Source organism: Limimonas halophila, from assembly GCF_900100655.1.
Classification (GTDB): Bacteria; Pseudomonadota; Alphaproteobacteria; order Kiloniellales; family Rhodovibrionaceae; genus Limimonas; species Limimonas halophila.
On the sequence record NZ_FNCE01000007.1, the window covers coordinates 14,875 to 27,608 of the forward strand.

11 protein-coding genes are annotated in these 12,734 nt (G+C 70.2%); 7 read left to right on the forward strand and 4 right to left on the reverse strand.

Going from position 1 to position 12,734, the window contains the following annotated elements; translation table 11 throughout:
* Positions 1-51: 51 nt before the first annotated feature.
* Both BLQ43_RS09840 and BLQ43_RS09845 read right to left on the reverse strand, forming a co-directional pair.
* Positions 52-564 carry a CBS domain-containing protein gene (locus tag BLQ43_RS09840; protein WP_090020317.1) on the reverse strand — a complete coding sequence of 171 codons (513 nt, stop codon included), beginning with the start codon at positions 562-564 and terminating at the stop codon, positions 52-54.
* A gap of 116 nt (positions 565-680) precedes the next feature.
* The gene (locus tag BLQ43_RS09845) at positions 681-1,112 is read right to left on the reverse strand and encodes a hypothetical protein (protein WP_090020319.1); all 432 of its coding nucleotides are present in this window, start codon (positions 1,110-1,112) and stop codon (positions 681-683) included.
* Between the two features lie 111 nt (positions 1,113-1,223).
* Between BLQ43_RS09845 and BLQ43_RS09850 the strand changes: the two genes are divergently transcribed.
* The 4 genes from BLQ43_RS09850 (at position 1,224) to BLQ43_RS09865 (ending at position 3,891) form a co-directional block, all read left to right on the forward strand.
* Positions 1,224-1,430, forward strand: a complete 207-nt coding sequence (locus BLQ43_RS09850; protein ID WP_090020321.1) for a dodecin family protein — start codon at positions 1,224-1,226, stop codon at positions 1,428-1,430.
* A 187-nt stretch (positions 1,431-1,617) separates the two neighbouring features.
* A complete protein-coding gene (locus tag BLQ43_RS09855; RefSeq protein WP_090020324.1) occupies positions 1,618-2,436 on the forward strand; it encodes a TrmH family RNA methyltransferase in 819 nt (272 codons plus the stop codon).
* Positions 2,433-3,317 (forward strand): RsmD family RNA methyltransferase, encoded by an 885-nt coding sequence (locus tag BLQ43_RS09860; protein WP_090020326.1) that lies wholly within the window; start codon positions 2,433-2,435, stop codon positions 3,315-3,317. The genes BLQ43_RS09855 and BLQ43_RS09860 overlap by 4 nt, the downstream gene beginning before the upstream one ends.
* Before the next feature lie 76 nt (positions 3,318-3,393).
* Positions 3,394-3,891, forward strand: coding sequence for a CC0125/CC1285 family lipoprotein (locus BLQ43_RS09865; protein ID WP_143006244.1), 498 nt, complete (start codon positions 3,394-3,396; stop codon positions 3,889-3,891).
* Here the strand turns inward: BLQ43_RS09865 and BLQ43_RS09870 are convergent.
* The gene (locus BLQ43_RS09870) at positions 3,888-4,517 is read right to left on the reverse strand and encodes a class I SAM-dependent methyltransferase (protein WP_090020330.1); all 630 of its coding nucleotides are present in this window, start codon (positions 4,515-4,517) and stop codon (positions 3,888-3,890) included. The genes BLQ43_RS09865 and BLQ43_RS09870 overlap by 4 nt on opposite strands.
* A gap of 236 nt (positions 4,518-4,753) precedes the next feature.
* Between BLQ43_RS09870 and BLQ43_RS09875 the strand changes: the two genes are divergently transcribed.
* A complete protein-coding gene (locus BLQ43_RS09875) occupies positions 4,754-5,812 on the forward strand; it encodes a homocysteine S-methyltransferase family protein (RefSeq protein ID WP_090020566.1) in 1,059 nt (352 codons plus the stop codon).
* A 476-nt stretch (positions 5,813-6,288) separates the two neighbouring features.
* Entirely contained in the window at positions 6,289-7,878 is a 1,590-nt protein-coding gene (gene purH, locus BLQ43_RS09880) for a bifunctional phosphoribosylaminoimidazolecarboxamide formyltransferase/IMP cyclohydrolase (protein WP_090020332.1), read from the forward strand.
* Between the two features lie 183 nt (positions 7,879-8,061).
* Here purH and BLQ43_RS09885 read toward each other — a convergent pair whose 3' ends face one another.
* The gene (locus tag BLQ43_RS09885; RefSeq protein ID WP_090020335.1) at positions 8,062-9,360 is read right to left on the reverse strand and encodes an MFS transporter; all 1,299 of its coding nucleotides are present in this window, start codon (positions 9,358-9,360) and stop codon (positions 8,062-8,064) included.
* A 564-nt stretch (positions 9,361-9,924) separates the two neighbouring features.
* Here BLQ43_RS09885 and polA point away from each other — a divergent pair.
* Positions 9,925-12,705 (forward strand): DNA polymerase I, encoded by a 2,781-nt coding sequence (polA, locus tag BLQ43_RS09890; RefSeq protein ID WP_090020337.1) that lies wholly within the window; start codon positions 9,925-9,927, stop codon positions 12,703-12,705.
* Positions 12,706-12,734: the final 29 nt, after the last annotated feature.

Sequence of the window (12,734 nt, forward strand, 5' to 3'; positions counted from 1 at the left end):
CACCGGCCGTGCCGATCACCGAGCCGGTCTGAACCGCCGCGCCGCCCCGCTTCAGATCACCCCGAACACCACGGGGACGAGCAGGGCATAGACCAGCACGCCGGCGACGATGATGCCGACCTGGGTGACCGGCGCGAGCGTGGTCAGCGCCTTGGTGCGGACCTGCTGCCACAGCTCCGGCCACGTGTAGGAAACGAAGTCGCCCTGCGACATCATCTTCAGCGGGCGGCCGTCGTCGTCGACGACCGGCACATGGCGGAAGCGTTCGTTGGACATCTGGCGCAGCCAGTCCACAACCTCGTCACCCGCCCGCGCGACGCGCACCTGCGGCGTCATGACATCGCCCACGCGCGTGGTGTTGGGATCGCGGCCCTCGTTCACGACGCGCTTCATGAGATCGCGCTCGGTCATGATGCCGGCCATGGCGCCGTCGCCATCCACCACCATGACGGCGCCGTAGTTGTGATCCGACATCCGCCGCACGGCGGCGGCCACGGTTTCGTCCGCGGTGGCGGTGACGGGGGCGGGTTTCTGCGCGTATTCGGGGCGCTCGTCGATGCGCATGGCGGGGCTCCGTTCCGGGCTTGCAATCGTTGTGTCCCGAAATACGTGCCCACCGCTGCGATGGATCGCCGCACCGCCGAAAATATCCGTTTTCGCGAAGCGTTGGCCCGTCGGGGCTACCCCGTCCGCGCCTTGCCGCCCGTCTCCGTCACGCAGCGGAAGGTGGCGCGCTTGGGCTGGAGCAGGGGGCAGCCGCTCCAGAAGCTGCCGGTGCCGATGCGCTTCACCGAGCGGGTGCCGTCCGGACACAGCTCGTGCGCCTTGTTGGCGACGGCGGAGGCCGCGTTCACGAGGTCGCCGTAGCACACCTGCACGACCGGGTTGCTCGGCGGTGCGGCCCAGGGGTTCTCGCCGTCCTGCGCCCCGTCCCCGTCGGCCGGCTTGGTCGCGGCGGCGCCGGTTGGCTCGGGCTGCGCGCCGCCGGCGTAACTCGTGATGGCGCCGGTTCCGCCCGGGCGCCACTGGGCGTTGGAATCGAAGGGCTCGGGCGAACAGCCGGCCGCGGCCAGCGCCAGCAGCCCGCCGAGCACGGCGACCTTGGCACGCATGCAACCCCCTGGCTCTACCCCGGGATGGGAATGGGGCGGCGCCCCGGCGAGGCGTATCGTGCCGACCCGTAGCCCACAAGACAAAACCCGCGACACCCTGGGGAGGTTGCCATGGAAGCCGTTGCCCGCATCACCGAACTCACGGCCGCGTCCAGCACCAGCTTTCAGGACGCCATCGACAAGGCGGTCGCTCGCGCCAGCAAAACGCTGCGCAACATCTCGGGCGTCGAGGTCGTCTCCCAGAAAGCCAAGGTCGAGAGCGGGCGCATCACGGAATACCGCGCGACCGTGAACGTGACCTTCCTGCTGGACGACTGACCGGCCGACATCCTGGTTCGGCGCCAACCCCCGCTGTGTCTCCCCCTTCCATTTGGAAGGGGGAGATGGCTTGCGTCCCACGGGCGCGCAAGCCAGCGGGGGATGGCCCATTCAAATAGCTGCCGCACCATATTGGCTGTGCAGCGTTCTTGACCCACCGCGCGGACGGCGGCCAAATCCGCGCGCCATGGCCCGTCCCGCTCCCGTCAAGCGCGTCACCTCGCCCGCCAACACGGCCATCAAGGCCGTGCGCGCGCTCGCGTACAAGAAGCAGCGCCGCACCACGGGCCGCTTCATGGCCGCCGGGGAGCGCATGCTTCAGGAGGCGCTCGACTGCGGCCACCGCCTGGAAACCCTCGTCATCCATCCCGACACGCGCGACACCGGACCGGGGCGCGCGCTGGAAACGGCGTGCCGCAACGCCGGCGGCGAGGTGATGGAGGCGACCGAGGCCGTGCTCGCCAAGCTGGTCGGGCGCGAGAACCCGCCGGGCGCGGTGGGCGTGCTGCCGCAGCCCTGGCAGCAGCTCGACGACCTGCCGCGCGAGGCGGCCCGCACCTGGGTGGTGCTGGACGGCCTGCGCGATCCCGGCAACGTCGGCGGCATCATCCGCTCCGCCGAGGCGGCGGGGGCGAGCGGCGTCATCGCCCTGGGCGAGACCTGCGACCCCTTCGCGCCCGAGGCCGTGCGCGCCTCCACCGGCGCCATCTTCGCCCAGCGCCTGGTGCGCTGCCGCTGGCGCGCGTTCACCCGCTGGCGCCGGGGGCAGGGCGGCAGCCTGGTGGCGACGGCGATGCACGCGCGCACCGATTACCGCGCCGCCGCCTACCCCGGCCCCGTGTTCCTGCTGGTGGGCGACGAGCACGAAGGCATCCCGGCCGAGCACACGGCCGCGTGCGATCAGGCCGTGCGCATCCCCCTGCACGGACGCGCCGAATCCCTGAACGTGGGCGTGGCCACCGCGCTGCTGCTCTACGAAGTCGATCGGCGGAGGGCCGGCCCGTGACCCCCGATCCCACGCTCCTGGTCGCCGACGGCTGGCGCGACTACGAATTGCTCGACAGCGGCGGCGGGCGCAAACTGGAACGGTACGGCGTCGTCACGGTCATCCGTCCCGAGCCGCAGGCCATCTGGCGCCCGGCGCTGGACGACAGCGCGTGGCGGGCCGCCGACGCCTGGTTCGAGGGCGGCGAGGACAGCACGGTGCGCTGGCAATACGCCCGCCCCGATGTGCCCGCCACCTGGCCCATGACCTACGCCGGCGTGGCCTTCGACGCCGGCTTCACCGCCTTCCGCCACCTGGGCGTCTTTCCCGAGCAGGCCGTCCACTGGGACTGGCTGGCCGCGCGCATCGCCGGTGCCGGGCGGCCGGTGTCGGTGCTCAACCTCTTCGCCTACACCGGCGTCGCCTCGCTGGTGGCGGCGCGGGCGGGCGCGCACGTCACCCACCTGGACGCCTCGAAGAAGGCGATCACCTGGGCCAACGCCAACCAGCACCGCGCCGGCCTGGAGGACGCGCCCATCCGCTGGATCTGCGACGACGCGCGCAAGTTCCTGAAGCGCGAGGTGCGCCGGGGCCGGCAGTACGACGTCATCCTGCTCGACCCGCCCAAGTACGGCCGCGGCACCAAGGGCGAGGTCTGGCGCCTCTACGACGATTTGGGCGAGCTGCTGGGCCTGTGCCGCGACGCGCTGACGCCGGACGCGCTCGGCCTCGTCGCCACGGTCTACGCCATCCGCCTGTCCAGCGTGAGCCTGCACACCGCGCTGGCGGCGGCGCTCGACGGCCTGCCGGGCGCGATCACCAGCGGCGAGATGGGCGCGCGCGACGGGGCCGGGCGCGTGCTTTCCTCCGCCGTCTACGCCCGCTGGGACAGCGCGGGCTGACGCCGCCATCGTTGGCCGGCCGCGCCCACGGCCCCATATCCCCTTGCAGGACGGTTCGGGGTCGCAAGCCATGTGGATGCGCGGTGTCTGTCTCGTCGCCGGGATGCTGGCGCTGGCCGCCTGCGCCCAACCGACGCCCTACCAGCCCGCCAACGGCGGCGACGGCTACAGCGAGCAGGAGCTGGAGCCCGGCCGCTACCGCGTGACCTTCACCGGCAATGCCATGACCCCGCGCGAGCGCGTGGCCAATGGCCTGCTGCTGCGCGCGGCGGAGATCACCAAGCGCGCCGGCGGGGAGCACTTCATCGTCGTGAACCGGGATGTCGAACGCGCCACGACCTACCGGTCGAGCTTCAGCGGCTTCACGCGCACGGGCTTCCACCGCTTCCACGACCCCTACGGTTTCGGTGGCGGCATCACCACCAGCACGGCGCGCCCGATCGACCGCTACGCGGCCTACGCCAACATCGTCGTCCGCGACGGCCCCAAGCCCGCCGACCAACCCAACGCGTACGCCGCCGACGCGCTTATCGAGCGTCTGAAGCCCTCGTTCACGGAGCCGGACGCGGATTAGGCGTCCCCCGGCTTCCGCGCCACCAGCTCGATCAGCGCCGACAGGCCCGCGTGGCCCGGGCCCTCGCGCACCTCGGCGTCGTACGCCGCAAAATGCAGCCATTCGAGGCCGGCGAACTGTTCGCGCAGCAGCGCTTCCGTGTACATGTGCTCCGGGTAGGGCGGCCCGCCGGTGCCGTAGTCGACCTGCTCCGGCCGGTAGCCATGCAGGAACAGCAGCCCGCCCGGCTTGAGCGCCCGCACCATGCGCCGGAACAGGTCCTCGCGCGTGCCCGGCGGCGCGAACTGGATGAAGATCGCCACCACCGCGTCGAACGCCGCCTCGCCCATGTCGAAGGTTTCCACGGCCGCGTTGTGGATCTCGGGCGAAACGCCGCGCGCGCCGGCCAGCGCCCGCGCCTTCGCCGTCGCGCGCGGGGAAACGTCAACGCTCACCACATCCATGCCCCGCTCGGCCAGCCAGACGCCGTTGCGCCCCTCGCCGTCGGCCACCGCCAACACCCGCGCGCCGGACAGCAGGCGCCACGCCTCCCGCGCCAGGAAGGCGTTCGGTTCGGTTCCGAAATGATAACGCTCGTCCGCGTACTTGGCGTCCCAGAAGCTGGCGGCGTCGTCGAACTCGGGCATGGCGGAGGCTCCCCCCGGGCGCTGATGCATGAACGCCCCATGTGGGACGCCGGCAAAGCCGCGTGAAGCCGCGGCTTCGCGCCCCGTTTCAAGCGCCGCGCCCGGGCGATTGACAGCGCACACCCCGAGTGCGAAGCATGCTCCAAACACACGCGCGCGCGAATACGCGCGATGGTCGCGAAACCCCGCGGCGGAACGCCGCCACCACCCCGCCTGAGACAAAGGGACAGACGACGATGGCCGATTCCCAGAACACCGGCACCACGCGCGGGCTGCTCGAGCGCCTCAACGAGGGCCCCGTGGTGTGCGCCGAGGGCTACCTCTTCGAGCTGGAGCGCCGCGGCTACCTCCAGGCCGGCAGCTTCGTGCCGGAGGTCGTCCTGGACCACCCCGAGGTCATGGAGCAGGTCCACCGCGACTTCACCCACGCCGGCTCCGACATCCAGCAGGCCTTCACCTACAACGGCACGCGCGAAAAGATGCGGATCATGGGCAAGGAGGACAAGCTGGAGCCCCTGAACCGCAACGCCCTGCGCATCGCCCGCAAGGTCGCCCGCGAAACCGACACCCTGCTGGCCGGCAACATCTGCAACAGCAACGTCTACGACCCCGAAAACCCGGACAGCGTGCGCGAAGCGCGCGAGATGTTCGAGGAGCAGGTTCAGTGGGCCGCCGAGGAAGGCGCCGACATGGTCATCGCCGAAACCTACTCCTGGACCGGCGAGGCCAAGATGGCCCTCGACATCATCAAGAAGCACAACCTGCCGGCCGTCGTCACCATGGCCATGCACCGCGCGCCCCACACGCGCGACGGCGACACCCTCCCCGACGCCTGCAAGAAGCTGGAGGACGCCGGCGCCGACGTCGTGGGCCTGAACTGCATGCGCGGCCCCTGGACCATGCTGGAAACCATCAAGGAAGTCCGGCAAAAGTGCTCCGGCCACGTCGCCGCCGTTCCGGTGCCCTACCGCACCAACGAGGAAGAGCCCACCTTCATGGCGCTGCGCGACCACGTGTGCCCGCACCACGTGCCGGAAGGCCGTCCCTTCCCCACTGCCCTCGATCCCTTCCTCTGCAATCGCTACGAGGTCGAGGACTTCACGCGCCAGGCGCACGAGGCGGGCGTCGACTACTTCGGCCTGTGCTGCGGCTGCCAGCCCCACCTGCTGCGCTCCATGGCCGAGGCCCTGGGCCGCCGCCCCGAGGCCAGCAAGTACAGCCCCGACATGTCCAAGCACGCCTGGTTCGGCCAAGCCGCTCGCGACATCAACAAATCCTTCGCCGACGAACTTTAACCAAAGATGATCTTTGGAAACGTGTGTCACTCGACACCGGCGTAACGTCGAAGCGAATGGGTTTCTCAAGCCCGGATACCCGCCGGCCTTCGGGTCGGCGGGTAAACTGTGGCAGTTTAATCCCATCTGTCACTCGACACCGGCGTAAACTCGAGGGTGTTTAATCCCCTCTATCATTCGAAACCGGCGTTCCGTCGAGATGAATGGGTCTCTCACGACCTGTTGGCAGGTCGAACCCATTCGTCTCTCGACACCGACGTCGCGCCGAACCGGATGGGTTTCTCACGTTGAAGCGCCCGCCGACCTCAGGGTTGGCGGGCGCGAAGGTTTGGACGTCGCCGTCGGGCGGATGAGCCACGCCGGCGGCAATCCGACACCAGCTCGGGTCGGTGTCGAATCCTTGGGCTCCGCCTTGACCGCCCCTGCCTGCGGCTCTACCAACCGCCTGCATCCGTCCGTCAGCGCGAGGCGCCGTCATGGCCGACACGCAGCCCGTTCGCCGTGCGCTTCTGTCCGTGTGGGACAAGCGCGGTCTGGTCGATTTCGCCCGCTTTCTCAGCCAGCAGGGGGTGGAGCTGCTCTCCACCGGCGGCTCCGCGCGCGCCCTGCGCGAAGCGGGGCTGCCCGTCACCGACGTCTCGGCCGTCACCGAGTTCCCCGAGATCATGGACGGGCGCGTGAAGACGCTGCACCCGCGCATCCACGGCGGGCTGCTGGCGCGCGCGGACCACGCGGACGACGCGGCCGCGCTGGCCGAGCACGGCATCCCCGCGATCGATCTGCTGGCGGTGAACCTCTACCCCTTCGAGGCGGCGGTCGCGCGCGGCGCGGATGACGCCGAATGCATCGAGACGATCGACATCGGCGGCCCCGCCATGGTGCGCGCGGCGGCCAAGACGCACGACCGCGTCACCGTCGTCACCAGCCCCGACGACTACGAGGTCGTCTGCGCCGGCATGGAGGCGAACGCCGGCGCCGTGCCGGCCGAGCTGCGCCGGCGCCTCGCCGCCGACGCCTTCGCCCACACCGCCGCCTACGACGCCGCCGTGGCGGAGTGGACGGCCCAGCGCGCGGGGCTGACCTGGCCGCGCGAAATCTCGTTCGCCGGCCGTCGGCAGCAAACGCTGCGCTACGGCGAGAACCCGCACCAGCAGGCGGCCTTCTACGCCACCGTGGGCCGCGACGGCGCGCGCCCCGGCGTCGCCACCGGGCGCCAGCTCCAGGGCAAGGCGCTGAGCTACAACAACCTCAACGACACCGACGCCGCCTACGAAACCGTGGCGGAGTTCGCGGAGCCGGCGTGCGTCATCGTCAAGCACGCCAACCCGTGCGGCGTCGCCGTGGCGGACGACCCCGTCACAGCCTACCACGACGCTTTCGCTTGCGACCCCACGAGCGCCTACGGCGGCATCATCGCGGTGAACCGCGCCGTGGACGCCGAGCTGGCCCGCGCCGTGACGGGCGCCTTCGCCGAGGTGGTGATCGCGCCCGAGATCACGGACGACGCCGCCGCCGTCTTCGCCGCCAAGACGAACCTGCGCGTCCTGGCGGCGGGCGATGTGCCGGACCCGGCCAGTCCGGCGCTCACGACGCGCACGCTCTCGGGCGGGCTGCTGATCCAGTCGCGCGACAACGCGGCGGCCGGCGAGGGCGACCTGGAGATGGTGACGGATCGCCGGCCCGACGCGCGCGAGCTGCGCGACCTCCTGATCGCCGAGCGCGTGGCCAAGCACGTCGCCTCCAACGCCATCGTCTATGTGCGCAACGGCGCCACGGTCGGCATCGGCGCCGGACAGATGAGCCGCGTCGATGCCGCCGCCATCGCCGCCCGCAAAGCCCGGGCCGCCGCCGAGCAGGCGGGCGAAACCGGCTCGCGCACCGAGGGGGCGGCCGTCGCCTCCGACGCCTTCTTCCCCTTCGCCGACGGCCTCATCGCCTGCGCCGACGCGGGCGCGTCCGCCGTCATCCAGCCGGGCGGCGGCAAGCGCGATCAGGAGGTCATCGCCGCCGCCGACGCGCGCGGGCTCGCCATGGCGCTCACCCACATGCGCCACTTCCGGCACTGACAGCGCCAACTGAAAGAACGAAACCGAACGTGACAATCTGACTTCGGGGCATCCCCACCCCCTCACATCTCCCCCTCCCCTTCGGTGGTGAAGGGGAGGGGGAGAAGGCGGCGCGAGCCAACAGGCCGCGCCGGCAGAGGGGGAGGGGTTGATCACGCGTTGGCAAAGCGCGTGGCAGCCGCCTCACGCCGGCTTCGGTTCGCCCATGTCCACCGCCGGTTTGAGCGGCCACAACAGCGCCAGTCCTACCAGGAAAAAGCCCAGCAGCGTCGCCATCCCAGCGCGCTGGCTGCCCGCCAGGTAGGTCACCCAGCCCACCACGGCCGGCCCCGCGAACGCCGTGATCTTCCCCGACATCGCGTACAGCCCGAACATCTCCGTGCGCACGGCGTCCGGCGTGATGCGCGACATCAGCGAGCGGCTGGCCGCCTGCACCGGCCCCACGAAGGTGCCGAGCGCACACCCCGCCACGTACAGCCCTGTCGGTGTGCGCACCAGCAGCGCCGCGCCGCCGAACAGCATCAGCCCGAACAGCGAAATGACGATCGTTCGCTTGGAGCCCAGCCAGTCGTCCACCCACGCGAACCCGAACGCCCCGATCCCCGCCGCGACGTTCATCGCGATCCCGAACATCAGGATGTCGCGAAAGCCCATGTCGAAGGTCCCCGCCGCGTACACCCCGCCGAAGGCGAACAGCGTGTTCAGCCCGTCCGTGTAGATCATGCGCGCGATCAGGAAGTGCGCGATCCGCCGGTAGCGCCGCCGCAAGTCCGCCAGCGAACGCCGCAATTGCGCCACGCCCTCGCGCGCGGTCCGCCCGAACGGCTGGTCGCGCGCCGGCCGGTCCGGCGTCAGCAACAGGAAGGGAAGCGCGAACACGGCGAACCACACCGCCACCACGATCCCCGTCGCCCGCACCGGCTCGGCCGTCTCGGGGTCGAGCGGCAGCAGCGGCTGCGCCGGCAGCACCAGCAGCCCCAGGCAGGTGCCCAGGCACGCCAGCCCGCCGGCGTAACCCGTCGCCCACGCCCAGCCCGACACGCGCCCGAGCATGTGGCGCGGCGCCACGTCCGCCAGCATCGCGTTGTAGAAGACCTGCCCGATCTCGAACGCCGCGCCGCCGATCCCCGCCAGGATCACGGCCTGAAGCAGATACCCCGGCTCCGGCCGGATCGTGAACAGCGCCGCCGCCATCGCCACGGTCACGACCAGGAACCCGGCCACCCACGGCTTGCGCGGCCCCGCGCGGTCGGCGATCGCCCCCACCACCGGGCTGACCAGCGCGATCACCACTCCCGCCACGGCCGTGCCGGTGCCCCACCACGCCGTGCCCACGTCGCTGTTCGGCGCCACCTCGCGCGTGACGTACGCCGCGAACACGAACGACATCACCACCGTGGGCCACGCGCTCGACGCCCAGTCGAACAGGCACCACGCCGCGATCGCGACCCGGTTCATCTCGCTGGGGCGGCCTCGCACCATCGCCGGAACGCACACGGGCCGTCGGAAGGGCCGCCGAGGAAATCACATTTCCGCCCAAATTCCAACGTGCGTGCGTCACACCGGATTTGTGGTCTGGACCCTACGGAGATCCCCCCGATCGGCCAGTCCGTCCCTCCCTCCGCCCCGTGGACGACTGGCTGGCGCCGGCCCCGCTTCCGGCGCCACCGTCCCTCCTTCCCGCTTCGGGAAGATCGCCGCGGCCTGTTGCCCCCCGGCAGGCCGCGGCAACCTGTTGGCAGGTTGATCCCATCTGTCATTCGACACCAACGTCGCATCGGACATGAATGGGTCCCTCACGACCAAAGATGATCTTTGGACCAAGGATGATCCTTGGAACCATCTGTCATTCGACATCGGCGTCGCATCGCGACGACTGGGGAACTCACGACCAAAAGATCCTCTTCACGTGCAGCAAACATACCCAGGCATCGCCGACGACATAACGTGGCGTTGGACGTCGCCGCTCAGAACCTCGAACAGATGCGATCCAACGCGCTTGCGTTGGTTGATGGAACCCGCGGCCCAAGCCATCCTCCACCCGTCATGGCGGATCAGCACGACGAAACCTCCTCTGCGGGCGGCACCGGCGACGCGCCGGTGCGCCACCTCTATCTGGTGGACGGGGCGGGCTACATCTTCCGCGCCTACCACAAGCTGCCGGCGACGATGTCGCGCGCCGACGGCACGCCCACGCACGCGGCCTACGGCTTCACCAACATGCTGCTGAAGCTGCTGCGCGAGATCGGCGACCACGACGCCCTGGCCGTGGTCTTCGACGCCGACGGCCGCTCCTTCCGCAACGACATCTACGAGGCCTACAAGGCCAACCGGCCGCCCATGCCGGAGGATCTCAAACCCCAGATCGAGATCTGCCACGAGGCCGTGCGCGCCATGAACCTGCCCTGCCTGGAACAGCAGGGCTACGAGGCCGACGACATCATCGCCACGCTCGCCCGCCGCGCCCAGGCCGCCGGGGCCGAGGTCACGATCGTCTCCTCCGACAAGGATCTCATGCAGCTCCTCGCCCACGGCGTGCGCATGCTGGACCCCATGGACTTCCGCCCCATCGGCCGCGAGGACGTGGAAAAGAAGTTCGGCGTGCCGCCGGAAAAGGTCGTCGACGTCCAGGCGCTGTGGGGCGATTCCACCGACAATGTCCCCGGCGTCCCCGGCATCGGCCAGAAGATCGCCGCCCAATTGATCGAGGACTACGGCGACCTGGACACGCTTCTCACTCGCGCGGACGAGATCAAGCAAAAGAAGCGTCGCGAGAACCTGCTGGAAAACGCCGAGCAGGCGCGCATCTCCCGCCGCCTCGTGCAGCTGTGCGAGGACATGGACCTGCGCGTCGACCTGAGCGAGCTGCGCCTGCGCGAGCCCGACAATGAGGCCCTGCGCCGCTTCCTCGCCGAGAACGAGTTCCACTCCATCATCAACCGCCTGGGCCTCGACAGCGAGGACGCGGAAACCCCGCCCGCGGAGGCCGAGGCCAGCTACGAGCTGGTGCAGGACCGCGCACGCCTCGACGCCTGGATCGCCGAAGCCGACCGCACCGGCCGCGTCGCCGTGGACCTGGAAACCACCTCGCTGGACGCCATGCGCGCCCGGCTGGTGGGCATCTGCCTCGCCACCGCGCCGGGCCGCGCCTGCTACGTCCCCGTCGGCCACACCGCCTCGGGCCGGCTGGACGACGAGCAGGCCGCGCCGCAACAGATCGACCGCGACGCGGCGCTCAAAGCCCTCAAGCCGCTCCTGGAGGATCCCGGCGTCCTCAAGATCGGGCAGAACATCAAGTACGACCGCGTCGTGCTGCTGAACCACGGCGTCGCGGTCACGCCGATCGACGACACCATGCTGCTGTCCTACGTCCTCGAAGCCGGGCTGCACGGCCACGGCATGGACGAGCTGGCCCGCCACCACCTCAACATGGAAACCACGACCTACAAGGAGGTCGCGGGCACCGGGAAGAACCAGGTCACCTTCGACAAGGTGCCGCTGGACAAAGCGCGCGACTACGCCGCCGAGGACGCGGACATCACCTTCCGCCTGCACGCCGTGCTCAAGCCGCGCCTCGTGCCCGAGCACATGTGCACCGTCTACGAAACGCTGGAGCGGCCCCTCTCGGACGTGCTCGCGCGCATGGAGCGCGAGGGCATCAAGGTCGACCCGGCCGTGCTCAGCGAGATGTCGCGTGACTTCGGCGCGCGCATGCACGAGCTGGAGCAGGAGATCCACCGGCTGGCCGGGCACCCCTTCAACGTCGGCTCGCCCAAGCAGCTCGGCGAGGTGCTGTTCGACGAGCTGGGCCTGGAAGGCGGCAAGCGCGGCAAGTCCGGTACCTACTCCACCGACGCCGAGGTGCTCCAGGGCCTCGCCGCGCAGGGCCACGACCTGCCCGCGCGCGTGCTCGACTGGCGCCAGATCCAGAAGCTCAAATCCACCTACACCGACGCCCTGCAGGACGACATCAACCCCGAAACGGGGCGCATCCACACGGCCTATCAGCAGGCGGTCGCGTCCACCGGGCGGCTGTCCTCAACCGACCCCAACCTGCAGAACATCCCCATCCGCACCGAGGAAGGCCGCAAGATCCGCCAGGCCTTCATCGCCGAGGACGGGCACCAGCTTCTCTCGGTGGACTACAGCCAGATCGAGCTGCGCCTGGCCGCCCACGTCGCCGACGAGCCCAGCCTGAAGCAGGCCTTCCGCGACGACATCGACATTCACGCCAAGACCGCGTCCGAGGTCTTCGACGTGAAGCTGGAGGACATGGACGCGACCACGCGCCGCGCCGCCAAGGCCATCAACTTCGGCATCATCTACGGCATCTCGGCCTACGGCCTGTCGCAGAACCTGGGCGTCGACCAGAAGGCCGCGAAGCGCTACATCGACACCTACTTCGAGCGCTACCCGAACATCAAAGCCTACATGGACTCCATGCGCGCCTGGGCGCGCGAGCACGGCCACGTCACCACGATGTTCGGCCGGCGCATCCACATCCCCGAAATCCAGTCCAAGAGCTTCGCCCGCCGCAGCTTCGCTGAGCGCGCCGCCATCAACGCCCCCATCCAGGGCTCCGCCGCCGACATCATCAAGCGCGCCATGATCCGCCTGCCGGCCGCACTCGCCGACGCCGGCCTGTCCGCGCGCATGCTGCTCCAGGTCCACGACGAGCTGCTGTTCGAGGTGCCCGACGGCGAGATGGACGCCACGATCTCCGCCGTCCGCCGCGTCATGGAACACGCCCACGAACCCGCCGTGGACCTCACCGTGCCCCTCGAAGCCGAAGCCGGCACCGGCGCCTCCTGGGCCGCCGCTCATTAGAACGCTTGGGCGTTTTATCCCTTCAGTCA

What these genes read in the sequence shown, in the direction of transcription:
- BLQ43_RS09840 (WP_090020317.1), bottom strand. Translation starts at nt 564, where the DNA reads ATGCGCATCGACGAGCGCCCCGAATACGCGCAGAAACCCGCCCCCGTC.
- BLQ43_RS09845 (WP_090020319.1), bottom strand. Translation starts at nt 1,112, where the DNA reads ATGCGTGCCAAGGTCGCCGTGCTCGGCGGGCTGCTGGCGCTGGCCGCG.
- BLQ43_RS09850 (WP_090020321.1), top strand. Translation starts at nt 1,224, where the DNA reads ATGGAAGCCGTTGCCCGCATCACCGAACTCACGGCCGCGTCCAGCACC.
- BLQ43_RS09855 (WP_090020324.1), top strand. Translation starts at nt 1,618, where the DNA reads ATGGCCCGTCCCGCTCCCGTCAAGCGCGTCACCTCGCCCGCCAACACG.
- BLQ43_RS09865 (WP_143006244.1), top strand. Translation starts at nt 3,394, where the DNA reads ATGCGCGGTGTCTGTCTCGTCGCCGGGATGCTGGCGCTGGCCGCCTGC.
- BLQ43_RS09870 (WP_090020330.1), bottom strand. Translation starts at nt 4,517, where the DNA reads ATGCCCGAGTTCGACGACGCCGCCAGCTTCTGGGACGCCAAGTACGCG.
- BLQ43_RS09875 (WP_090020566.1), top strand. Translation starts at nt 4,754, where the DNA reads ATGGCCGATTCCCAGAACACCGGCACCACGCGCGGGCTGCTCGAGCGC.
- purH (WP_090020332.1), top strand. Translation starts at nt 6,289, where the DNA reads ATGGCCGACACGCAGCCCGTTCGCCGTGCGCTTCTGTCCGTGTGGGAC.
- BLQ43_RS09885 (WP_090020335.1), bottom strand. Translation starts at nt 9,360, where the DNA reads ATGGTGCGAGGCCGCCCCAGCGAGATGAACCGGGTCGCGATCGCGGCG.
- polA (WP_090020337.1), top strand. Translation starts at nt 9,925, where the DNA reads ATGGCGGATCAGCACGACGAAACCTCCTCTGCGGGCGGCACCGGCGAC.